Origin of the sequence: Microbispora sp. CSR-4 (assembly GCF_008033685.1) — a bacterium.
In the GTDB taxonomy this organism is placed as follows: Bacteria; Actinomycetota; Actinomycetes; order Streptosporangiales; family Streptosporangiaceae; genus Microbispora.
Genome location: NZ_VJVX01000068.1, coordinates 1 through 22,873 on the forward strand (window position 1 = coordinate 1; position 22,873 = coordinate 22,873).

Here is a 22,873-nt window from a genome sequence, read left to right on the forward strand (position 1 = left end):
CGCCGGCCTGTACAAGGAGCGGAACACCGTCGAGCGCCTGATCAACAAGCTGAAGGCCTGGCGAGGCATCGCCACCCGCTACGACAAAACCCCTGCGAGCTACCTCGCCGGCCTCCACCTCCGCGCCGCGATGATCTGGATTAAAGACCTCACCCAGGCCACCCCTTGATCACAACCAAATACACGCCCTAGTGGGCCGTGGGAACGCTCCATTGGCCGCCGGGGGTGGATGGCTTCCGCTCCCGGCGGCCGGTGTGCGGCTGGTTCAGGACGCCCGGCGGCCCGCGCTGGGGCGGGGCTGTGGCTCCGGCTCGGCCGGTCCGGTGGCCCGCTGCGGCGGCACGACCGGTGTGGGCCGCACCAGGCCGAGGGCGACGACCTCGTTGGCGAGCCGGGTGCGCCGGTTGGTGCCCTCCGGGATGCGGAACTTCTGGTAAAGCCGCAGCAGATGCTGCTTGACCGCCGCCTCGGTCACCACCAGGTCGTCGGCGATCTCCCGGGCCGTGGCGGGTGCCACGAACGCCTCGTCGGACAGCGCCGGACGGCACAGCGAGGTGAGGACGTCGACCTCCCGGCGGGTGAGCTCCGGCGCGGCGGCGCGGCGCAGCTCGACCTCGGGGGCGAGGTCCTCCCTCGGGATCCCGCCGACCCGGGCCCGGGCGGCTCCGAAGGAGACGACGTCGCCGTCGTCAAGCACCCTCCTGGCGATCGGCCTGCCGTTCACCCGGGTGCCGTTGCGGGACAGGCCCAGGTCCACGACGTACAGGTAGGGCCCGCGACGGACGAATTCGGCGTGCAGCCGTGACACGCTCGGATCCGTCAGCCGGATGTCCACGCCTCGGCCGCGGCCGATCGTGGTGACGTCGGGGCGCAGCGGCACCACCTCGCCGCTGTCCTCGATCCGTATGAACGGCCCCTCCACGGCAGTTCCTCCCCAGGTAGCCCGCCGTTACTTTCCCTATAGCTGCGGCTTACCCACCCGTGGCGAGGGGGAATCGCCTTTGCCAGGAGCAGAATCAATCCTGAAATTGGTCTGGACCTTTGAGGGGCGCTTTACCTGCTCACGGGTAGACTTCGGGCGGAGATAAGCGGAGGAAACACTTATGGCGGACAAGCCCACCAAAGGCCTCGCCGATGTCGTCGCCGCGTCCACAGCGCTCAGCGACATCGACGGCACGGCCGGCCGTCTCTTCTACCGTGGCTACGACATCCACGACCTGGCCGGCCACGCCACCTTCGAAGAGGTGGCCCACCTGCTCCAGCGCGGCACGCTGCCGACCCGCAAGCAGCTCGCGGACTACGGCGCGGAGCTGGCGGAGGGCCACACCCTGGGCTCGCTCGTCGAGAGCAACATCGCCGAAATCGCCGGGAAACAGGCGCCCATGGAGGCGCTGCGCACCCTCGTCTCGCTGGCCGGGGCCGACGACCCGGACAAGGACTCCAACGCCCCCGACGCCAACCTCCGCAAGGCCGCCAGGCTCACGGCGCAGCAGCCGATCCTCGTCGCCCGCTATCACGCGGCCAGGACGGGAGCCGACATCCCGGCGCCCGACCCCGAGCTGAGCACCGCCGCCAACTTCCTCCTGCAGATCACCGGCCGCCGTCCCTGGCAGCGCGAGGTCGAAATCTTCGACACCTGCCTGGTGCTGCACGCCGACCACACGATGAACGCCTCCACGTTCGCCGCCCGCGTGTGCGCCGCGACCCTGTCCGACATGCACTCGGCGATCGTCGCCGCCATCGGCACGCTCAAAGGCCCCCTCCACGGTGGGGCGAACGAGCAGGTCATGCGTACGCTGGAAGCGCTGGACCCGCGCGGCGTCGCGCAGGCCGTACGGGACAAGCTGGCGGCGGGCGAGAAGATCATGGGTTTCGGGCACCGCGTCTACAAGACCGAGGACCCCCGGGCGACGCACCTGCGGCGGATGTCGCAGGAGCTGGCCGAGGCCTCGGGCGACGACACCTACTATCGGATGTCGCGGGAGATGGAAGAGGTCGTCTTCGCGGAGAAGCATCTCTATCCGAACGTGGACTTCTACGCGGCGACCGTCTACCACTACCTCGGCATCCCCACGGACCTGTTCACGCCCGTGTTCTCGGTCAGCCGGATGTCCGGGTGGACCGCCCACGTGATCGAGCAGCACGCCGACAACCGGCTGATCCGGCCGGACAGCGAGTACATCGGAGAGCGCGACCAGAAGTGGGTGCCCATCGACGAGCGGTGACAGCGAGGAAGCGCCGAGGACCGCAGTTGCAGGCATGGGAGAGACGTGAGAACGAGCGAGCGTACGGCCTGGGGGCCGTACCTGCTGGTGGCGACGGGCGCGGCCGCCGGGCTGTGCGCGATCGGCGTGGGTGCGCCGGTGCCCACGGGTGGTGCGATCATGGGATGTGGCTTCCTCGCCGGATCCCTGGTCCGGGTGGCGGTCTCCGAACGGCGGGCGGGCGCGCTCGCGATCCGCGGCAAACGGGTGGACGCGCTCACGTTGGCGGCGTTCGGCGCGGCGCTCGTCATCGGCTCGCTGCTCATGCTGTTGCGGCTGCACGACTCGTAGGAACACGACCTCGTCGCGGGCTTACCACACCCGTCCGATAGCCTCAACGGCCAGTGAGCCTCAAAAAGGACGTGCTGGCCAGTTAATTCAGAAGGGGAACCCCACGCATGCCCAAGATCAAGGTAGCGGGTCCAGTCGTCGAGCTCGACGGCGACGAGATGACCCGGATCATCTGGAAGTTCATCAAGGACCAGCTGATCCTTCCCTACCTCGACGTCGACCTGAAGTACTACGACCTCGGCATTGAGAACCGCGACGCCACCGACGACCAGGTCACGATCGACGCCGCCAACGCCATCAAGCAGTACGGCGTGGGCGTGAAGTGCGCGACGATCACGCCGGACGAGGCCCGCGTCGAGGAGTTCGGCCTGAAGAAGATGTGGAAGTCCCCGAACGGGACGATCCGCAACATCCTCGGCGGTGTCATCTTCCGCGAGCCGATCATCATGTCGAACATCCCGCGGCTCGTCCCCGGCTGGACCAAGCCGATCGTCGTCGGCCGTCACGCCTTCGGTGACCAGTACCGCGCCACCGACCTGAAGATTCCCGGCGAGGGCACGCTGACGCTGACGTTCACGCCCAAGGACGGCAGCGAGCCGATCGAGCTCAACGTCTTCGACTTCCCCGGCGCCGGCGTCGCCCTGGCGATGTACAACCTGGACGAGTCGATCCGCGACTTCGCCCGCGCCTCCATGCGGTACGGCCTCGACCGCGGCTACCCGGTCTACCTGTCGACCAAGAACACCATCCTCAAGGCGTACGACGGCCGGTTCAAGGACATCTTCGCCGAGGTCTACGAGACCGAGTTCAAGGCCGACTTCGAGGCCGCCGGGATCACCTACGAGCACCGCCTGATCGACGACATGGTGGCCGCCTCCCTCAAGTGGGAGGGCGGGTACGTCTGGGCCTGCAAGAACTACGACGGCGACGTCCAGTCGGACACGGTGGCGCAGGGCTTCGGCTCGCTCGGCCTCATGACCAGCGTGCTCATGACCCCCGACGGCCGCACCGTCGAGGCCGAGGCGGCGCACGGCACGGTGACCCGTCACTACCGCCAGCACCAGCAGGGCAAGCCGACCTCCACCAACCCGATCGCCTCGATCTTCGCGTGGACCCGCGGCCTGCAGCACCGCGGCAAGCTCGACAACCAGCCCGAGGTCATCGACTTCGCCGAGAAGCTGGAGCAGGTCTGCATCGAGACCGTCGAGGGCGGCCAGATGACCAAGGACCTCGCGCTCCTGGTCGGCGGCGACGCCGAGTGGCTGACCACGCAGGACTTCCTCGCGGCTCTCGACGAGAACCTCAAGAAGAAGATGGCGCAGTAACGAGAGCGCGCTTGGCGGCGTGCCTCGGAACACGCCCTGAAACGTGCCCTGTAACGGGCCTGGAAACGGGCCTCTGCCTGCGGTTCTCCACCGCCGGGCAGAGGCCCGTTCGCTTTACGGACCGGCTGCCGGCCGAGCGGCCGCCTGGACGGCGCGGAAGGCGGCGCGGGCGCCGTACGGCCGGGCGGTCACACCCCGGGCCGTCCGAAACTTTCCGGGCGGCCTGTTTCCGTCACTCGGAGGTAGGGGCCGCTCGCCGCATTGTCACGGTTTCCTGACGTCACGGCGCGGTATCGAGCCGCGGAACCGTCGCACCGGGGCCGTAAAGTTCTGGTGCCGGTAGTTTGCCGAATCGTGGGGAACGGAATGCCGCAGATCGCGCCGTTGCAACCGGGGGATCCGACCAATCTCGGTCCCTTCGTGCTGTCCGGCCGTCTCGGCGAGGGCGGGCAGGGCGTGGTCTACTTCGGCCAGGACGAGGCCGGAGAGCGGGCCGCGGTCAAGCTGCTGCACGTCAAGTTCTCCGGTGACGCGACGGCCAGGTCCCGCTTCGCGCGGGAGCTGCGCGCCGCCCAGCGCGTGGCGAGCTTCTGCACCGCCCGGGTCCTGGCGGCCGACCTGGAGGGCGACACGCCCTACATCGCGAGCGAGTTCATCGACGGGCGTTCGCTGCGCGAGACCGTCGAGGAGGACGGGCCGCTGACCGGTTCGAGTCTGGAACGGCTGGCGGTCGGCACGGCCACCGCGCTCACCGCGATCCACCAGGCGGGCATCGTCCACCGCGACTTCAAGCCCGACAACGTGCTGCTGGCCGTGGACGGCCCGCGGGTGGTGGACTTCGGCATCGCCCGCATCCTCGACTCGACCGCCACGATCACCAGCCGGGCGATCGGCACGCCCGCCTACATGGCGCCCGAGCAGATCTCCGGCGGCACGGTCGGGCCCCCTGCCGACGTGTTCTCCTGGGCCTCCACGATCGCGTTCGCCGCGACCGGCGACGTCGTGTTCGGAGGCAACTCGATCGCGGTCGTGCTCAACCGCATTCTCAACCACGACATCGACACTGGGATGCTGCCCGAGCCGCTCGGCGGAGTGGTCCGCGCGTGCCTGCGCAAGTCGCCGGACGAGCGCCCGGCGGCCGACCAGATCCTGCTGCGCCTGCTGGGCCGCGCGGTGTCGGGCGACGCGTCGGCTGTCGTGCTGTCCGAGGGCGCCGCGCACGCCGCCGACCCCGACGCTCTCGCGCGTACGGGGCCGGTCCGCGCCCCGGCGACGGGCGGCGCCGGTCGGCTGCCCACGGGTGGCGCACGGACCGGAACCGGTGCGGGGGCCGGGAGCGGCCCGGCGGTCGGGAGCGGCCCAGGAGCCGGGAGCGGCGTATGGACCGGCACAGGCGACCACGCCGGTCATGCTGGGAACGCCGGTCAGGCCGGTCACGCCGGGAACGCCGGCCAGGGCGGTCACGCCGCGAACGCCGGTCGGGCTCGGAACGCGGGTCATGCTGGGAACGTCAGCCAGGGTGGTCACGGCGGAGACGCCGGTCAGGCCGGGAACGACGCGTCGACCGGGGCGTCTCAGTCCGCCTCGTTGTCCGGCCCCACCAACCCCAGGTTCGGCGCTGTCCCACGCGAGGGCACGGGGGGCCTCGGTGGTCACGCCACCGTATGGCCTGTTGTGGCGGCTTTCGACGCGGCGGGGCCCGTACCGGCCAGGCCCCTGCCAGGCGGAACGGGATCTGCTGGCACCGGGCCGGCTGAGACGGGGCCGGGCGATGCCGGGGCATACGGCGTGCCGGACGCGACCGGGACGTACGGGATGGAGCCGGGCGGGACCGGACCGGGTGGCACAGGGCCCGGCGACACAGGGCCCAGCGGCACAGGGCCCAGCGGCACAGGGCCCAGCGGCACAGGGCCGGGTGGTGGGGCACGACGTCGCCGGAGGGGCCTCTTCGGCGCGCTCGCGGCCGTGCTCGCCGTCGTGGCCGCCGGGACCGCGATCTTGGCCGCCAAGACCGGCTTCGCGTTCGGTGACGCGAGCGAGGACGGCGCCACCGGCGCCGTGGTCACGCCGCGGCCGAAGCCGGCGTACGGCTCGGTTTATGACAAGGCGCGGCAGACCAAGCGGCTGACGATCGGTGTGCGGTGGGACGTGCCCGGGGTCGGTCTGGAGCAGGCGAGCGGGTTCAGCGGGTTCGACGTGGACGTCGCGACGGCCATCGCCAGGCGCCTGAACGTCCCCGCGAACGGGATCACCTTCCGCAGGCTCGGCGTCGGCGACCGGGTGCGCGCGCTGACCGACGGCACGGTGGACATGGTCGTGGCGACCTACTCCTACGACGACAACCGCAACGACGCGGTCACGTTCGCCGGGCCGTACTACACGGCCCACACCGACCTGCTGGTGCTCTCCGGCTCGCGCATCAAGAAGCTGGCGGACCTGGCCGGGCGTCGGATGTGCGCGCCCGTCGGCAGCGTCAGCGCCCGGCTCGTCGCCGACAAGGTGGGCGTCGAGCAGGTCCCGGTGAACGACTACGCCGAGTGCATGAACCTGCTGACGCGAGGCGAGGTCGACGCCGTCCCGGGGGACGACCTCATCATCGCCGGTTTCGCCAACCGCGTGGCGAGCCTGAAGCTGTCGGTGCTCGGCGTGCGGCTGACCGACCAGCGCTACGCCGTCGGCCTGCCGAAGAGGGACCTGCGCACCTGCCGCGCCGTGGAGGACGCGATCAGCGGCATGTACGGCGACGGCACGATGCGTGACCTGCTGCGCAAGCACTTCGGCAACGTCGACTTCGCTCCTGAGCAGGACGCCCCGCCCAAGCTCGCCTGCCGCTGAGCCCGCACTCCGGTCGGCCGGGCGTGTGGTGCGTCATGAGCGCGCCGCTGCCGGCCGAGCGCTCACACTCCGGCTCGCCGAGCCGGCACTCTGATCGGCTGAGCCCCGCGCCACGGCTGCCCGAGCCCGCGCCCTGGCTCCGCTGAGCCCGCACTCCGGTCCGCCGGGTGTGCGGCGCCTCATGTCCGTACTCCGGCCGGCCGGGCGGGCGGGGTCCAGGCCCGAGGCCCGGTCGCCCGTCGGGGCTCAGGAGGCGTCCGGGCTCAGGAGGGGTCCGCGCCCTCCTCCGTGGAGGTCTGGCGGCCGATTTGGGCGATGGCGTCGTCGGCCCACTGCAGGGAGGTGCGGACCTGCCGGAGGCCGAGGTCCAGGGCGAGGTCGCCGAACCTGACCCCGGATGTCCTCTCCGGGGTGGAGGCGGCCTGCTTGGACGCCCGCAGGGCCTCCAGCTCGGCCAGCTTGTGCTCCATGTGGCTCTTCAGCCGTTCCAGCACGTCGAGCGCCTCGCGTGGTTCGAGTAGCGGGAGCAGGAACGCCTGCAGCGCGACCTCGCTGCGCGTCGGACCGGTGGGGTCGTGCCCGATCAGCCAGGCGCGCAGCTCCGCGCGGCCTTCCGGCGTGATCGAGTAGATCTTCCGCCCCCGTGCGCCCTCCGCCTCCACCGTGACCAGCCCGTCGGCGGTCATCTTCGCCAGCTCGGGATAGATCTGGCTGTGCCCCGCCTGCCAGACGTGGGCCACCGACCTCTCGAACCCCTTGGTCAGGTCGTAGCCGCTGGCCGAGCCGTACGCCGTCAGCAGACCGAGAAGGGCGATGCGCAGGGACATGCCCCCACTATACCTAAGGATTGACATGTAATCTTTTACATGTCACCTTCGACATATGCGATCCAGGAACGGACTCCTCCTTTTCGCCGTGCTCGGCGGCATGTTCCTGGCGATGCTCGACCAGACGATCGTCGGCACCGCGCTGCCGAGGATCACCACCGAGCTGGGCGGCACCGACCTCTACACCTGGGTGGTGACCGCCTATCTCCTCACCTCGACCGTCACGGTCCCGCTGTACGGCCGGCTCTCCGACGCGTACGGGCGAAAGCCGCTCCTGCTGATCGGGGTGGTGTTGTTCCTGCTCGGCTCGATCCTGTCCGGGGCGGCGCAGACCATGGGGCAGCTCATCGCCTTCCGGGGCGTGCAGGGGCTCGGCGCGGGCGCGCTCCTGCCGCTGTCGCTGGCGCTGGCGCTGGACTCGTTCCCGCCGGAGCGCAGCGGGCGGGTGCAGGGCGCCGTGGGCGCCGTCATGGCGCTGAGCTACATCGCCGGGCCGTTCCTCGGCGGCCTGTTCACCGACCACGCGAGCTGGCGCTGGGCCTTCTACGTCAACGTCCCGATCGGGGCCGTCCTCGTGGCCATCATCGTGTGGCGGCTGCCGCACCGTCCCGGGCACGGTGGGGCGCGGCCCGACTATCTCGGCATCGCCGTGTTCAGCGCCGCGATCAGCGCCCTGCTCGTCGGCCTTACCGAGAAGGGGATCGACGGCCACACCTGGACGAGCGGGCCGGTGGCCGGGCCGATCGGCGCGGCGCTCGCGCTGCTCGTGGTGTTCGTCCTCGTCGAACGGCGGGTCGCGGAGCCGATCGTGCCGCTCCACCTGTTCGCGAACGGCACATACTCACTGGTCAACGTGGCGTCTTTCTTCACGGCGTTCTGCCTGTACGCCGGGGTGGTCTTCCTGCCGCGCTACTTCCAGGAGGCGCACGGCCTGAGCGCGACCTCCTCGGGGCTGCACATCTATCCGCTGATGCTGGCGATGGTCGTGGGCAGCGCCGGCACCGGCGCCCTGATCGCGCGTACCCGCCGCTACAAGCCCTGGCTGGTGATCGCGCCGGTCTTCCTCGTCGCGGGCACGGCGCTGTGCGCGAACCTCGAAGTCGGCACCTCGACTCCGCTGCTCGTCGTGTGGATGGCGCTGATCGGGCTCGGCATGGGGCCCATGCTGTCGGGCCTCACCGTGGCGATCCAGACCTCCGTGCCGGCCCGCTACATCGGCACGGCCAGCGCGAACCTGACGTTCTTCCGGCAGATCGGCGGCTCGGTGGCGCTGGCCGTCGCGGGCACGGCGTACACGTCCGTGGTGACGCGGGAGGCGCCGATGCACGGCCTGCCCGCGGCCCACGCCGCCGCGACCGCGACCGTCATCCCCTGGCTGGGGGTCGTGGGCGCGGTCGTCGCCCTCCTCGCGCTCGCCCTGCTGCCTCGGGGCGGCGTGCCGCTCGACAGGCGCGCGCCGCGGCAGGAGGACCTCGTCGCGGCGTGAGAAGGCACGTCAGCGGCGCTTCGAGCGGCGTGTCGGACGGTGCGCGGGGCCCGTCCGACACGGTTGAATTGATCGCAAGCGTTCGGGGGAGCGGCAGTGGGTCGTAGGGTCGTCACGGGTTTCACGGGTTTGGTTTGTGTGTTCGCCGCCGGAGCGCCTCATCCGGCGCTCGCCGTCACCGGGGAGCCACCCCGGCCGGCACCGGTGAAGGATCAGTGGGGCATGGCAGACCTCACGGTCGGCATCACCGCCACGCCGAAGGTGGCGCAGCCGGGGCAGCCGTTGACCTATCACGTCACCGTGCACAACAAGGGCCCGGGTGACGCCGTGCTGCCGACGCTGCGGGTCGCCCTGCCGAAGGACTTCCAGATCGTCAACGTGGGCGTCGCCGAGTGCGAGCCCGGCAAGGCGCGCAACCGGGTCGTCTGCCATTCGTCCGACGACGTCCTGCCCGGCGGCTCGGGCGACATGACGATCACCGGAGTGATCGCGCCGGGCGCGCACGGACCGCTGCGGGCGCGGGCCGATCTGACCTCCGAGGTGCTCGACAAGGACGAGACCGACAACAGGGCCGAGGTGGTGACCCGGGTCGACGAGGGGGCCGACCTGTCGATGCGGTTCCGCTCCTCGGCCAGGTTCGTCCGCCCGGGTCACTGGTTCTCCGTACGGGCCGAGGTGCGCAACCGGGGGCCGCGCGTCGTGCGGGACGCCTACGTGTTCTTCCAGCCGCGCCGGGCCCGGCTGCTGTCCGCGCGCGGCGGGCGCTGCCGGGGGAACCGCCAGTTCGTGGGGTGCTCGCTGCCGCCGATAAGGTCGGGGTCGCGGGGGCTGATCGAACTCGTGTTCCGGGTGCCGTCCCGGGCCTCGCACGCCGTGGCGACGATGGCCACCGTCTATTCGCGCCGGTACGGCGACCGCCGCCCGGCCAACAACAAGGCGAGCGTACGGGTGGCCCTGCGCCGAGCGTGACCCGGCGGCGTCGATGCAGGCGCCGGGCTCAGGCGGTCTTGGTGGAGGCGGTCCAGGCGTCGGTGACCATGTCGCGAAGCGACGCGTGGGCCGGCTTCCAGCCCAGCTCGTGCTGGATCTTCTCCGACGACGCCACCAGCACGGCCGGATCGCCGGGACGGCGCGCCGCGACGGTGGTCGGGATGGGGTGCCCGGTCACCTCGCGGCAGACGTCCACGACCTCCTTGACCGAGAAGCCCGTGCCGCTGCCGAGGTTGTAGATCCGGTGCTCGCCGGGCGTGCAGGCGTCCAGGGCGAGCAGGTGAGCGCGGGCGAGGTCGGCGACGTGGACGTAGTCGCGGATGCAGGTGCCGTCCGGAGTGGGGTAGTCGGTGCCGAAGACGCTGACCGACTCGCGCTCGCCGAGGGCGACCTTGAGGATGTTGGGGATCAGGTGGGTCTCGACCGTGTGCCGCTCGCGGAACTCGCCGTACGCACCGGCCACGTTGAAGTAGCGCAGGCTGACCGCGCCCAGGCCGTACATCCCGGCGAAGGCGGTCAGCGTGGTGTCAACGGCGAGCTTCGACGCACCGTAGGGGTTGCCAGGGCGGGTCGGGTCGGTCTCCAGGATGGGCGTGCGCTCGGGCTCGCCGTACGTGGCGGCGGTGGAGGAGAACACGATCCGGTTCACCCCGGCCTGCCGCATGGCGTCGAGCAGCGCGAGCGTGCCGCCGAGATTGTTCGACCAGTACAGCCCCGGCTTCTCCACCGACTCGCCCACCAGGGACTTGGCCGCGAAGTGGAGCACGGCGTCGAACCCTTCGGACAGCACGCCGCCCGCCTCGGTGATCGACGCCTGCACGAACGCGGCTCCCGCCGGAACGGCGTCGGCGTGCCCCGTCGACAGGTCGTCGAGCACCGTGACCTCGTGCCCCTCCTCCAGGAGTTGCGCCGCCACGACGCTGCCGATGTACCCGGCTCCACCAGTAACCAGCAGCTTCACTGTTCGCTCCTGTTCAGAAGTGTTGGATTATGTACGTCCGGGGCCTAGCTTACGCGGTTCCCATGAGGAGCGGGTTAAATGCCTCCAGTACCGCAATCCCAGCAAGTCGCAGGGGATCGCGAGACCGGCCCGGCCTGCCTGACACCCGAACGGACTGATGACGTTGAGCAACGTCGCGGTGACCATCACCCTGGTCCTGATATTCATCCTGATCGGCGGGTTCTTCGCCGCGGCCGAGATGGCGATGGTCTCGCTGCGGGAGAGCCAGATCCGCCGCCTGAGCCGCGAGGAGGGACGCCGCGGCGCGCGGGTGCAGAAGCTCGCCCGCGACCCCAACCGCTTCCTGTCCGCCATCCAGGTCGGGGTGACCGTGGCGACCGTGCTGTCGGCCGCGCTCGGCGCCGACGCGCTCGGCCCGCGCTTCGCCCCGGTCCTGGAGCAGTGGGGCCTGCGGCCGAGCGTGGCCGCGCCCGTCGCGTTCGTGGCCGTCACGCTGGCCATCTCGTACGTCACCCTGGTGCTCGGCGAACTGGCGCCCAAGCGGCTCGGCCGGCAGCGGGCGGAGAGCCTGTCGCTCGTCACCGCCCCGCTGCTCGACCGGATCGCCATGCTGTCGAGGCCGGTGATCTGGCTGCTGTCCAAGTCGACCAACGGCGTCGTACGGCTGCTCGGGGGCAACCCGTCCGCCGACAGGGCGGCCATGACCACCGAGGAACTGCGCGACATGGTCGTGGGCCACACGGAGCTCACCCAGGACGAGCGCGACGTGATCGCCGAGGTGTTCGCGGCGGGCAAACGGCAGCTCAGGGAGGTCATGCTGCCCCGCACGGAGGTCGAGTTCATGGCGGCCGACACCCCGCTCGCCGAGGCGGCCGTGCTCGCCGCGGCCATGCCGCACTCGCGGTTTCCCGTCTATCGCGACTCCTACGACGACGTGATCGGGTTCGTGCACGTGCGCGACCTGCTCGACCCGGTGCGCACCGGGCGGCTGGAGCCGATCAGCGAGCTGGTGCCGATCCGCCCGGTCAAGTTCGTGCCCGCGAGCAAGCGGGTCCTCGTCACGCTCGCGGAGATGCGCGACGAGGGCCACCACCTCGCCATCGTGGTGGACGAGTACGGCGGCACCGACGGCATCGTGACGCTGGAGGACCTGGTCGAGGAGCTCGTGGGCGACATCCGCGACGAGTACGACGAGAGCGGCGACGCCGTACGCGTGATCGCCGGGGATGTCGAGGTCGAGGGGCTCGTCAACCTGGATGAGTTCCACACGCAGACGGGCGTGCGGTTGCCCCACGGGCCGTACGAGACCCTGGGCGGCTACGTCATGGCCTTCCTCGGCCACCTGCCCCAGCGCGGCGAGGTCGCCGAGGCGCCGGGCGTGAAGCTGACCGTGACGGAGATGGACGGCCGCCGCGTCTCCCGCGTCCGCGTCACCCGTACGCCCCCGGAAGACCCGGCGCCGGCGGCGACCGGCTGAGCGGCGGGCGGGGCATCGGCGCGGGGCCGGGGAAGTGTTCCACGCTCGGCGCCCGAGGGAGGCGTCCTCCCCACAGGCGCGGCCCCACCGCGAGCTGTGGCGATCCTGTCGGCTCAGGGACCTCGGCGGCGGGAGCGTCCGCCACGGGCCGCGTCTGTCGCGGGCAGCCCGCGACTGCTGACAGAATTGCCGTATGGCTCTTGCTCGCGTCCTGTCCGGTATCCAGCCGACCGCCGACTCGTTCCACCTGGGCAACTATCTCGGCGCCATCCGTCAGTACGTCGCGCTGCAGGACACTCATGAGGCCTTCTTCTTCATCGCCGACCTGCACGCGCTGACCGTCGCGCCCAAGCCCGAGGAGCTGCGCCGGCGCACCAGGATCGCCGCCGCCCAGCTGTTCGGCGCGGGGCTCGACCCGGAGCGCGCCGCGGTCTTCGCACAGAGCCACGTGCGTGAGCACAGCGAGCTCGCCTGGTATCTGATCTGCCAGACCGGCATGGGCGAGGCCGGCCGGATGACGCAGTTCAAGGACAAGTCCGCGCGCTATGGCGAGAGCTCGGCCAGCGTGGGCCTGTTCACCTATCCGATCCTCCAGGCGGCCGACATCCTGATCTACCAGGCCGACCAGGTGCCGGTCGGGGTGGACCAGAAGCAGCACCTGGAGCTCAGCCGCGACCTCGCGCAGCGCTTCAACAGCCGCTACGGCCAGACGTTCAAGGTGCCGAGCCCCTACATCCTCAAGGAGGTCGAGAAGATCACCGACCTCCAGGACCCGACCGCCAAGATGTCCAAGTCGTCGTCGAGCCCGCAGGGCATCCTCGACGTGCTGGAGGAGCCGAACGTCCTGCGCAAGAAGGTCATGCGCGCGGTGACCGACACCGGCAGCGAGGTCGTCGCCGACGAGGAGAACAAGCCGGGCGTCACCAACCTGCTGCGCATCCTGTCCGCGCTGACCGGCACGCCGATCCCCGACCTGGAGACGCGGTTCGCCGGGCAGGGATACGGCGCGTTCAAGAAGGAGGTCGCCGAGGCCGTCGTCGAGACGTTCTCGCCGATCCGGGAGCGTACGGAGAAGCTGCTGGCCGACGAGGCCGAGCTCGACCGGCTGCTGATCGCGGGCGCCGCCCGGGCCCGCAAGGTGGCCCGCGAGACGATGGAGCAGGTCCGCGAGCGCCTCGGCCTGCTTCCCACGCCGCCCTTCGAGTGATCCGCGCCGGCTCCGCCCTTCTCGTGGGCGCGCCCACGCCGCGCTTCGAGTGAGCCCGTGCCCACGCCGCACTTCGTGTGAGCGCGCCCAGGCCGCTCTTCGAGTGAGCCGCGTTCGCTTCGTCCTTCGAGCGACCCGCGTCTGAGACCGCGGCCCCGCCCCGGGCCGCGGTCGCCGTACGCATCGAGACGCCTTCTCCGGGTACACAAGGGCGATGGGAATGGCGTTGGTCGACCGGGTCACGCGGCGGATCGATGAGGTCAGGGCATGGGGCCGCATGCGGATCGAGCGTGACCGGATCCGCTTCCCCTGGTTCGATCACCTCATCCGGACCGTGCAGCGCTACCAGGTGCAGTCGGGAGACCGGCTTGCGGGCGCCATCACCTACTTCGCGTTCCTGTCGTTCTTCCCGCTGATCGCGTTGGCGTTCGCCCTGTTCGGCTACATCGTGACGATCCGCCCGGACGCGCTCGCCACGCTCACCGAGGCGATCAACAAGCAGCTTCCCGGGCTCGCGGACCAGCTCCACATCGACCAGCTGGCCGGGGCCCGCGCCCGGGCCGGGGTCATCGGTCTGCTCGGTCTGCTGTACGCCGGGCTGGGCGCCATGGACGCCCTGCGCGGGGCCCTGCGCACCATCTGGATGACCTGCGAGCCGCCGCTCAACTACTTCGTCGGCAAGCTCCGCGACCTCGTCGCGCTCGTGCTGATGGGCCTGGCCATGCTGGTCTCGGTGATCGCGAGTGGGTTCGCCACCGGGGCCACGAGCACGGTCGCGGGATGGCTCGGCCTGGGCTCCTCGCCACTGGCCGGCTTCGGGATCTGGCTCGCCGGGATCGGCGCGAGCCTCGTCGCCGACCTGCTGCTCTTCCTGGTCATCCTCGGCTGGCTGGCCAAGCCGCCGCAGCCGTTCCTCGTCGTGCTCAAGGGCGCGCTGCTGGGGGCGGTCGGCTTCGGCGTGCTGAAGCAGCTCGCGGCGCTGATCCTGGCCGGCACCCTGCGCAACCCGGTGTACGGCACGTTCGCCGTGGTCGTGGGGCTGCTGCTGTGGATCAACCTGTCGGCCCGGGTGATCCTCTACGCCGCCGCGTGGACGGCGACGGCCACTCTTGGCCCGCCGCCCCAGCCCACCCCGCTGCCGTCGCCCGCGACCACGCCCACGACCGGCCGTGGCCCGACCTGACGGGGGCGCAGCCCGAGGGGTCGGTGGGCACCGACCCCCGGCCGGCCGCCGAGGCCGTGCTGAAGCTCGTCGGCAGCGACGAGCCGCCGCTACGGCTGCTGCTGGGCGGCATGGCCTACGACCTGGCCTTCGACGTCTCCCGTCAGCGCATGAAGACGCGGGCCCGATGGGAGGAGGTCAGCCGCGCCGCCGAGCACGCCGTCCCCGCCCGCGAGTTAGCCGGTGGCATCGCCGGGCGTCCTGCGGCGCCGGCGCAGGGCGTACGCGCCGAGGGCGAGGACCACGACGGCGCCGCCGCCGATCACCAGGGGAGTGGTCGAGCCCGCGCCGTTGGAGGCGGGGTCCTCTCCACGTGCCCTGGCCGCGCCCACGTCGGCCCCGCCCGGCGTCGGAGAGGCCCGTACGGCCAGGGGGGAGGAGGCGGGCTTGGGGTCGGGCGCGGGGGCGACCAACTGGCCCACGGGGGCCGCCTTGCCCCTCGCGGCGAAGCCCCAGTCGAGCAGCTTGGCGACCTCGTCCCAGAAAGAACCGGGGTGATGCATGATCACGACGAGGATCGTGTGGCCGTCACGCTTGGCCGCGCCCACGAAGCTGCCCAGGGCCTTGGACGTCCAGCCGTTCTTGACGCCGAGCATGCCCTTGTAACGGCCCAGCAGCCGGTTGTGGTTGGCCATCTCGTAGTAAGCGGGCGCGGGAGACTCGCTGGCCTCGGCGTCGTCGCGGCGCTTCTTCTTCTTTTTCTTCTTGGGGTCTTCCTTGGGCGCGGGGAACTTGGCGACCTTCGTGCTGATGTATTCGCGGAAGTCCGGGAGCGCCAGCCCGGCCCGCGCGATCAGGGCGAGGTCGTACGCCGAGCTGCGCTGGCCCGGGGCGTCGAGGCCGTTCGGCGTCTTGGCCACCGTGTCGTACGCCTGGAGCTTGCGTGCCTCCTTGTTCATGTCGGCGAGCGTCTTCTTCACGCCGCCGTTGGCCTCGGCCAGCGCGACGGCCGCGTCGTTGCCGGAGACCATGAGCAGCGCCCGGAAGAGGTCGTCGACCTTGTAGATCGGCTCGGGGACGATGCCGACGGCGCTGCCCTCCACATTGCAGGCTTCCTCGCTCGGCTTGATCTTGCGGTTCTTGTCGAGCCGGGGGATCAGCGTCACGGCCGTCAGCGTCTTGAGCGTGCTCGCGGGCAGGTAGTGCCCGTGCGGGTCCTTGGCCGCGAGCACCGCGCCGGTGTCGGCGTCGGCGATGACGTACGCGCTGGCCTCGGTCTTGGGCGGGGGCTTGATCCCGGCGGGCCGGATGATCCCGCGGCCGGCGAGCCGGTCTCCGCCGATGGCGCCGTTAGCCTTGCCTGTTCCAGAGACGGCCGTTCCAGAGACGGTCGCTCCGGTGACAGCGGTTCCCGTCACTGTGGTTCCGGCCACTGTGGTTTCGGTGACTGCGGTGCCGAGCGTGGCCGTGCCGGTCTGCCGCGGCGCCAGGTCTGGCACGGCCCGTGCGTTCGCGGTGGGAGGGGCGCAGAGCAGCGCCGTCGTCAGCACCCCCGTCGTCGTCACGGTCGCGGCGAGGGCCCGCAGGTTCGTCCCCATAGGTCGCTCAGCCTAGCCTTGACTGCCTTCGCATGACGCGACATATGCCCCAAATGCCACAGGGCCACGCTGGTGGCAGCCCGATACTGTGGACATGACGAGACGTGTATCGATCTTCCTTGTGGCACTCGGCGTTTTCACGATCTTCGAGTGGATCAACCTCGGCTTCAACCTCGCCGACGGGCACGAGACGTCCTTCTACGTCGTCCACGGCGTGCTCATCGCGGTGAACATCATCCTGGGGCTGGCGCTCGGGGCGGTCGGCGTGCGGGGATGGATGAAGGGTAGGGCCTGAGCCTGGAACGACCTCGTCCGCTGTGACCTGACCTGAGGGTCGGCAGGGACCGAACGTGATGGAGGCAAGCTTTGGCGATCGACTTCAACCCCTCACGTGGCGCGACGCTCGGCGTGGAATGGGAGCTTCAGCTCGTCGACCGGCTGACGCGTCATCTCCGCCAGGACGCCAAGGAGGTGCTCGCCGCGGTTCCCGACCTCAGTGAGGGGCAACGGCCCAAGGCCATGCACGAGCTCATGCAGTCGCAGGTCGAGATCGTCACCGACGTCTGTCACACCGTCGCCGAGGCGGTGCAGGATCTGAAGAAGAGCATCGGCCGGCTGGCCGAGACCGTCGAGCCGCGCGGCATCGGGCTCGCCTGCACCGGGACCCACGCGATCAGCGACTGGCGCGACGCGGTCTACGCGCCGAGCCAGCGCTACGTGGAGCTGATCGAGGACCTGCAATGGCTCGCCTGGCGGATCCAGACGTTCGGCGTGCACGTCCACGTGGGCGTCAAGGAGCGGGACAAGGTCATCCCGATCGTCAACGCCCTCGCGGCGTACCTGCCGCACTTCCTCGCGCTCACCTCCTCCAGCCCCTTCTGGGGCGGGCAGGACACCGGGCTGGCGTCCAGCAGGGCCATCGTCTTCGGCTCGCTGCCCACGGCCGGGCCGCCGCACCTGCTGGCCGACTGGGCCGAGTTCGAGGAGTACATGGACACGCTGCTGCGGGCGGGCACGATCCGCAGCATCAAGGAGGTGTGGTGGGACATCCGGCCGCACCCCGACTTCGGCACGATCGAGATCCGGATGTTCGACGGCATCCCGACGCCGCGCGAGGTCGGCATGGTGGCCGCGCTGTCCCAGTGCCTCGTGCAGCAGTTCGATCAGCAGCTCGACCGGGGATACACGCTGCCGCATCCCGCGGCGTGGGTGGTGCGCGACAACAAGTGGCGCGCCACGCGCTACGGCCTCGACATGGACGTCATCACCGACGACCATGGCGCCACGGCGCCGATGCGCGACGTATTGTATGAACTTCAGCGTGAACTCGAACCCGTCGCCGAGCGGCTCGGCTGTGCCGACGAGCTGGCGGTCGTGACCGAGGTGCTGGAGCAGGGGAGCTCATCCGAGCGCCAGCGAGCGATCCTCGCCGACGGCGGAACCCTCCAGGACGTGGTCGACGCCACGGTAATCGAGCTCGCCGAGGACAGGTTCGTCACCGCGAACCCCAACCGCGAGATCGGACAATCAGCCACCTGACGGGGTAGGCCTGATATGTCCGTCAACAGTGCCTAGTTCTGACAACGTGCGGCGCCCGGTGTAAATACTGGGCAATCCGCCGTATCGGAGGGTCGCGGCATGGAAGGATTGTGAATGAAGGGTCGGTGGAGGCGAGACACGCCCGCTCGACCCTTTTGGGCTTTTTCGTGACTTTTCATGATCATATTGGACGATCCGGCGATCCGTGGCGGGACGGCTCGCCGGAGAAGGGAAGACCCGTGGCCACCTCATCGAAGCTCGCAACGCCGGACGCGGCCGTGCCGGGAAGTAACGACCTGGCCGGGCAGCTGGCGGAATTCCTTCGCGAGCACAACGATGAGCTGATCGAGTTCCGGCGAGACGTACACGCGCACCCGGAGATCGCCTTCAGCGAGCATCGCACGACAGAGAAGATCGCTGAGCGGCTGACGGACGCCGGGCTCACCCCGCACCCGCTGTCGCGCGGCACCGGCCTGTGGGTGGACCTCGGACGCGGCGAGGGCCCCACGGTCGCACTGCGCGCCGACATCGACGCGCTGCCGATGGAGGACGAGAAGGACGTCCCCTATCGCTCCACGAACCCCAACGCGTGTCACGCCTGCGGCCACGACGTGCACACCTCGATCGTCCTCGGCGCGGGGTTGTTCCTGGCGTCGCAGGCCGACGCGGGAGCGCTCCCCGGCCGGGTGCGGCTGATCTTCCAGCCGGCCGAGGAGGTCGCGGGCGGCGCGCTCGAGGTCATGCGCGACGGCGGCCTCAACGAGGTCGACCGCATCTTCGCGCTGCACTGCGACCCGCGCCTCGACGTCGGTCACATCGGCCTGCGGACCGGCCCGATCACCGGGTCCTGCGACAGTTTGCGGATCCGTGTCGCGGGCCCGGGCGGGCACACCGCCCGCCCGCACCTGACCGTCGACCTCGTCTACGCGCTCAGCAAGATCGTCACCGAGCTGCCGGCCGCGCTGTCGCGCCGCGTCGACCCGCGCTCCAGCCTCAGCCTCGTGTGGGGCCAGATCTCCGCGGGTTCCGTGGCCAACGCGATCCCGGACTTCGGGGTGGCCCAGGGCACGGTCAGGTCGCTCGACGAGGACGCCTGGCATCAGGCTCCCGACATGGTCAAGGCCCTGCTCGACTCGGTCGCGGGCGCGTACGGCGTGGACGCCGAGATCGACTACCGGCGCGGCACGCCGCCCACGGTGAACGAGGCCACCAGCATCCAGATGCTGAACGACGCGGTCACCCAGGTCATCGGCGAGGGCGCGGCCGTGCCCACGCCGCAGAGCCTCGGCGGCGAGGACTTCTCCTGGTATCTCGAGTCGGTGCCCGGCGCGCTCGCCCGGCTGGGCACCCGGGCGCCGGGGACCGTCGACGAGGTCGACATCCACCGGCCGCTGTTCGATGTGGACGAGCGCGCGATCGGGATCGGGGTCAAGGTTCTGGCCGCCACCGCGCTGACCGCGCTGTGGGGCGGTGCCCGCTGAACCGAGCCCAGGTGAATTCGCGCCCGTCGGATCCGCGCCCGTTGAATCCGCAGCCGTCGGATCCGCGCCTGTTGAGCCGGCGCCCGTGGGACGCGCGTTTCTCGGACCCGCGTCTGTCGGACCCGCGCCTGTCGGACCCGCGCCTGTCGGACCCGCGCCTGTCGAACCCGCGCCTGTCGAACCCGCGTCTGTTAAGTGCGCGCCCGTTGAATCCGCAGCCGTCGGATCCGCGTCTGTCGAGCCGGCGCCCGTGGGACGCGCGCTTCCCGGACCGCGCTCACCCGACCGGCCGAGCCCGCTGAGCCGTACGCCGCCGTGCCCGACGTCTCCCTCCTGCGTCCCGAGGACCCCCGGCATCTCGGGAACTACCGTCTCGACGGCCGCCTCGGCGCGGGCGGCCAGGGCGTCGTCTTCCGAGGCACCGCCCCGTCGGGCGTGCCGGTGGCCGTGAAGCTCCTGCACGCCCGGCTCGACGGCACCGCCGCCCGGCGCGCCTTCGCCCGTGAGATCGAGGCGGTGCGCCGGGTCGCGCCGTTCTGCACCGCCCAGGTCCTCGACGCCGACCTCGACGGCGACCGGCCGTACGTCGTGAGCGAGTACGTCGACGGGCCGTCGCTGCGCGAGCACGTGACGGCGGCGGGCCCGCGGACGGGCGGCGATCTCGACCGGGTCGCCGTGGGGACGGCGACCGCGCTGGCCGCGATCCACCGGGCGGGAATCGTCCACCGCGACTTCAAGCCGGGCAACGTGCTCCTCGGCTCGGACGGGCTGCGGGTCGTCGACTTCGGCATCTCGCGGCTCGCCGACGCCACCGCGACGACCGGGAATCTCGTCGGCACCCCGGCCTACATGGCGCCGGAGCAGCTCCAGGGCCGGTCTGCCGGTCCGGCGGCGGACGTGTTCTGCTGGGCGCTCACGCTCGTCTACGCGGCGAGCGGGCGGCACGCCTACACCGGTGACACGCACGCGGCCGTCATGGCCCGCATCCTGTACGGCACGCCGGACCTCGGGCCGCTCGCCGGCCTGCTGAAAGACCTCGTCGTGGCGTGCCTGGCCGCGGACCCGGCCGACCGGCCGGACGCCGGACAGGTGCTCAGCGCCCTGCTCGACCGGCCCTCCCCAGGCCGGCCCGGACCCCCGAAGCGGGCGGGGCAGGGCATGACCGCACCGGGGCCCGGCGGCTCCGCAGCGTCCTTCTTTGCGGCGTCCGGCTCTGCGGCGTCCGGCTCTGCGGTGTCCGGGTCTACGGCACCGCCACGACAGGAGCCGGGGGCTACGTCGCCCGGGGCGCGGGCCGACACCGGCCAGATCGACACAAGCCAGACCGACACAGGCCAGGCCGACACAGGCCAGGCCGACACAGGCCAGGCCGACACAGGCCAGGCCGACACAGGCCGGACCGATGTTGACGAGTCCGACACCGAGCCGACCGGCCGAGAACCCGCAGACACCGAGCCGGCCAGCCTGGATCCGACCGGCTCGTATCCGACCGGCCTGGGCCCGACCAGCCCGACGCCGACCGGCCCGACGCCGACCGGCTCGGCTCCGATCAGCCGGACGCCGACCAGCCCGGAGCGGACCAGTACGGAGCGGACCAGTACGGAGCGGACCAGTACGGAGCGGACCGGCACGGAGCCCGGGGGAGCCGAGGGCGTCCTGGTGGACCGGCCTACGGAGCTCGCCAGACCCGGCGGGCGTGGTCGCGGGCGGGCGCGTGCGGTGATCGCCTCGCTCGTCCTCCTCGTCGCGGTCGTCGTCGCAGCGGGTGTCGCGTGGGTCCTGACGAACGGCGAACCCGGCCGCGAATCCGCCCACCAGCCAGCCCGCCTGGCCGGGCGCCTCGACGGGACGTGGACGGGCGTCGCCCGCTATCCCTCGGCCGGCCGGATCTTCCCGGTCGAGATCCGCCTGACCACCCCGGCACGGATGAGGTGGGGTGCCGACCTCCACTGCTCCGGCCGTCTCACCCCCGCGCGCGAATCGGGCGAGACGCTCGTGCTGACCCTCGACCAGGTGAAGGGCGACGCGTGTTATCCCGGAAGCGTTTCGATCACCTGGCGGGGCGACACCGCGGCCGACTTCGCGGTGACACGCGAAGGAGAACGGGACGCCCGATACTCGGGGTCTCTTTCGCATACGAATTGACTCAAATGGGATAAATCTGTCAGGGACTTTGTGTCCCACGTTCTCCTGGACGCCCAGCGGGTATCGCGAGGTTGGGACAATTCCGGGATGGGGGTCCGATTGCGGGCGTTCCGGGCGGTGATGGCGGGCGCCGTCGCCGCCGCCGTGACCGCCGTCGCGGGATGTGGCGGCGAGGTGAGCACGGCGACCCCGCGTACACGTCCGCTGCAGGTCGGGCTCGTGTACGACATCGGCGGACGGGGCGACCAGTCGTACAACGACGCCGCGGCCGCCGGAGTCGACGAGGCCAAGCGCAACCTGAAGGGCATGCGGGTGCGTGAGGTCGAGGCCGCGCCGGGCGAGCCCGCCACCCGCAAGGTGGAGCGGGTGCGGGCACTCGCCGCGGCGGGATACGACCCGATCATCGCGGTCGGATACTCGTACGCACCGGCGCTGGCGCGGATCGCCCCGAGGTTTCCCAGGACGCGGTTCGCGATCGTCGACGAGCCCACGGTGAAGGGCCCCAACATCACGAACCTGCTGTTCGCCTCGGAGCAGGGGTCGTTCCTGATGGGCGCGGCGGCGGCGATGAAGTCGCGCACCGGCGACGTCGGCTTCGTCGGGGGCAACCCGTCGCCGCTGGTCAGGAAGTTCGAGGTCGGCTACGTCCAGGGCGTGAAGCACGTGAACCCGCGGGTGCGGATCAGGATCGCCTACCTCACGGGCCCGCACGACCTGAACGGCTTCTACCGGCCCGACAAGGCGGAGAAGGTCGCACGGCGCATGTACCGGGCCGGCGCCGACGTGGTCTACCAGGTCGCCGGGGCCTCGGGGGCCGGGGTGTTCCGCGCGGCGAACGACGCCGGGGCGTGGGCCATCGGCGTCGACTACGACCAGGCCAAGAGCGCCGACCCGGCCGTGCGCCACGTGATCATGACCTCGATGATCAAAAGGATCGACGTCGCGGTCTACGACTACCTCGCCGGCGTCGCCGACCACACCGTGACCAGCGGCCCGGTCGTGTACGACCTGAGGCGCGGCGGCGTCGACTACAGCCTCACCGGCGGCCACATCGACGACATCCAGCCGCGTCTGGAGCTGCTCAAGCAGGAGATCATCCACGGCCGGGTCAAGGTTTCCCCAGGCTGACGCCCTGGTCACGGTGTGGACTGCGCTGCATAACGGACATGTTGCGGACTGCGGTGCGGGTTTGGTCGATGCAGGTCAAACAACTATCTTCCGTGCAGGGTTGCCGTGCGTTCCTGCGTGCGTGCGACGAGAGTCAGACGGGCGGGGAACGGAAGGG

18 protein-coding genes are annotated in these 22,873 nt (G+C 70.9%); 14 read left to right on the forward strand and 4 right to left on the reverse strand.

Going from position 1 to position 22,873, the window contains the following annotated elements; all coding sequences use genetic code 11:
* Positions 1-265: 265 nt before the first annotated feature.
* Positions 266-922: an FHA domain-containing protein gene (locus FLV34_RS34270; RefSeq protein WP_142616492.1), complete on the reverse strand. Its 657-nt coding sequence runs from the start codon at positions 920-922 to the stop codon at positions 266-268.
* Between the two features lie 181 nt (positions 923-1,103).
* On the opposite strand from FLV34_RS34270, the gene FLV34_RS34275 reads away from it, so the two are divergent.
* The 4 genes from FLV34_RS34275 (at position 1,104) to FLV34_RS34290 (ending at position 6,715) form a co-directional block, all read left to right on the forward strand.
* Positions 1,104-2,225 carry a citrate/2-methylcitrate synthase gene (locus tag FLV34_RS34275; RefSeq protein WP_147945080.1) on the forward strand — a complete coding sequence of 374 codons (1,122 nt, stop codon included), beginning with the start codon at positions 1,104-1,106 and terminating at the stop codon, positions 2,223-2,225.
* Between the two features lie 45 nt (positions 2,226-2,270).
* On the forward strand, positions 2,271-2,555 hold the full coding sequence (locus tag FLV34_RS34280) for a DUF3017 domain-containing protein (RefSeq protein WP_142646599.1): 285 nt from the start codon (positions 2,271-2,273) through the stop codon (positions 2,553-2,555).
* 107 nt (positions 2,556-2,662) lie between these two features.
* Positions 2,663-3,880 (forward strand): NADP-dependent isocitrate dehydrogenase, encoded by a 1,218-nt coding sequence (locus tag FLV34_RS34285; RefSeq protein ID WP_142646597.1) that lies wholly within the window; start codon positions 2,663-2,665, stop codon positions 3,878-3,880.
* Between the two features lie 354 nt (positions 3,881-4,234).
* Entirely contained in the window at positions 4,235-6,715 is a 2,481-nt protein-coding gene (locus tag FLV34_RS34290; protein WP_147945081.1) for a transporter substrate-binding domain-containing protein, read from the forward strand.
* 263 nt (positions 6,716-6,978) lie between these two features.
* On the opposite strand, the gene FLV34_RS34295 is transcribed toward FLV34_RS34290, so the two are convergent.
* Positions 6,979-7,542, reverse strand: a complete 564-nt coding sequence (locus FLV34_RS34295) for a PadR family transcriptional regulator (protein WP_147945082.1) — start codon at positions 7,540-7,542, stop codon at positions 6,979-6,981.
* Positions 7,543-7,597: 55 nt separating this feature from the next.
* Here FLV34_RS34295 and FLV34_RS34300 point away from each other — a divergent pair, with 55 nt between their 5' ends.
* Complete coding sequence (locus tag FLV34_RS34300; protein WP_142646591.1) at positions 7,598-9,028, forward strand: MDR family MFS transporter; 1,431 nt, start codon at positions 7,598-7,600, stop codon at positions 9,026-9,028.
* Between the two features lie 222 nt (positions 9,029-9,250).
* A complete protein-coding gene (locus FLV34_RS34305; RefSeq protein WP_142646589.1) occupies positions 9,251-9,997 on the forward strand; it encodes a CARDB domain-containing protein in 747 nt (248 codons plus the stop codon).
* Positions 9,998-10,025: 28 nt separating this feature from the next.
* On the opposite strand, the gene galE is transcribed toward FLV34_RS34305, so the two are convergent.
* Positions 10,026-10,979 (reverse strand): UDP-glucose 4-epimerase GalE, encoded by a 954-nt coding sequence (galE, locus tag FLV34_RS34310; RefSeq protein ID WP_147945083.1) that lies wholly within the window; start codon positions 10,977-10,979, stop codon positions 10,026-10,028.
* Positions 10,980-11,136: 157 nt separating this feature from the next.
* On the opposite strand from galE, the gene FLV34_RS34315 reads away from it, so the two are divergent.
* The 3 genes from FLV34_RS34315 (at position 11,137) to FLV34_RS34325 (ending at position 14,846) form a co-directional block, all read left to right on the forward strand.
* On the forward strand, positions 11,137-12,456 hold the full coding sequence (locus FLV34_RS34315; RefSeq protein ID WP_205830012.1) for a hemolysin family protein: 1,320 nt from the start codon (positions 11,137-11,139) through the stop codon (positions 12,454-12,456).
* A gap of 193 nt (positions 12,457-12,649) precedes the next feature.
* A complete protein-coding gene (gene trpS, locus FLV34_RS34320; protein WP_147945084.1) occupies positions 12,650-13,663 on the forward strand; it encodes a tryptophan--tRNA ligase in 1,014 nt (337 codons plus the stop codon).
* Between the two features lie 214 nt (positions 13,664-13,877).
* A complete protein-coding gene (locus tag FLV34_RS34325) occupies positions 13,878-14,846 on the forward strand; it encodes a YihY/virulence factor BrkB family protein (RefSeq protein WP_240971177.1) in 969 nt (322 codons plus the stop codon).
* A 215-nt stretch (positions 14,847-15,061) separates the two neighbouring features.
* On the opposite strand, the gene FLV34_RS34335 is transcribed toward FLV34_RS34325, so the two are convergent.
* The gene (locus tag FLV34_RS34335) at positions 15,062-16,423 is read right to left on the reverse strand and encodes a D-alanyl-D-alanine carboxypeptidase (RefSeq protein WP_147945085.1); all 1,362 of its coding nucleotides are present in this window, start codon (positions 16,421-16,423) and stop codon (positions 15,062-15,064) included.
* A gap of 94 nt (positions 16,424-16,517) precedes the next feature.
* Here FLV34_RS34335 and FLV34_RS34340 point away from each other — a divergent pair, with 94 nt between their 5' ends.
* From FLV34_RS34340 to FLV34_RS34360, 5 genes are all read left to right on the forward strand, one after another.
* Positions 16,518-16,718 (forward strand): SCO4848 family membrane protein, encoded by a 201-nt coding sequence (locus FLV34_RS34340; protein WP_261986005.1) that lies wholly within the window; start codon positions 16,518-16,520, stop codon positions 16,716-16,718.
* A gap of 71 nt (positions 16,719-16,789) precedes the next feature.
* On the forward strand, positions 16,790-17,962 hold the full coding sequence (locus tag FLV34_RS34345) for a glutamate--cysteine ligase (RefSeq protein ID WP_142646579.1): 1,173 nt from the start codon (positions 16,790-16,792) through the stop codon (positions 17,960-17,962).
* A gap of 296 nt (positions 17,963-18,258) precedes the next feature.
* The gene (locus FLV34_RS34350) at positions 18,259-19,443 is read left to right on the forward strand and encodes an amidohydrolase (protein ID WP_142646749.1); all 1,185 of its coding nucleotides are present in this window, start codon (positions 18,259-18,261) and stop codon (positions 19,441-19,443) included.
* A 315-nt stretch (positions 19,444-19,758) separates the two neighbouring features.
* Positions 19,759-21,588: a serine/threonine-protein kinase gene (locus FLV34_RS41930; RefSeq protein ID WP_261986006.1), complete on the forward strand. Its 1,830-nt coding sequence runs from the start codon at positions 19,759-19,761 to the stop codon at positions 21,586-21,588.
* 87 nt (positions 21,589-21,675) lie between these two features.
* Positions 21,676-22,716: a BMP family protein gene (locus tag FLV34_RS34360; RefSeq protein ID WP_187280805.1), complete on the forward strand. Its 1,041-nt coding sequence runs from the start codon at positions 21,676-21,678 to the stop codon at positions 22,714-22,716.
* Positions 22,717-22,873 lie beyond the last annotated feature (157 nt).